Genomic DNA, 463 nt, shown 5'->3' with positions numbered 1-463 from the left:
CGTCTAGCCAGGAACGCGGACCCGGCCATGCGGCAGCGCGAACAGGTAGAGCTCGCGCTCACGAAGGCCACCTCCGCGATCAGCCGTATGATCGGGGCATTCCAGGAGCAGCTCGTGACCATCGATGAGCTCCGTGGAAGAATGCCGGAGCTGCGGACTCGGGAAGCGAACCTGCGCGGCCAGCTCGACGCGCTGGAGAGTCAGATCGCTGACCGTGATCTTTATCTCGCTCTCGCATCCGATCTTGATTGCTTCCTTTCCCAGCTCAGCGAGAACACGAAGAGCGCGGAGATCGCCGATCGTCGACGTGTATTGCGCCTGCTCGTCAAGGACGTGCTTATCGGCCCGGAGAAGATCACAATTCGTCATCGGATACCGCTTCGCCAGCGTCTCTCAGCTGACGACGGTCCGTCCGCGAACTCCGACACGGAGAGTGATCGGAGGGCTAGTTGCCAACTGCGTT

At 61.3% G+C, this 463-nt stretch carries 1 pseudogene; it reads left to right on the top strand.

Annotated elements, in window-relative coordinates:
- Positions 1–27: 27 nt before the first annotated feature.
- Positions 28–463: pseudogene (locus MJ797_RS26265) on the top strand (recombinase family protein); the annotation flags it as partial.

Origin of the sequence: Protofrankia sp. CiP3 (assembly GCF_917627345.1) — a bacterium.
GTDB lineage: Bacteria > Actinomycetota > Actinomycetes > Frankiales > Frankiaceae > Protofrankia.
This window is presented reverse-complemented; position numbering and strand designations above follow the sequence as displayed.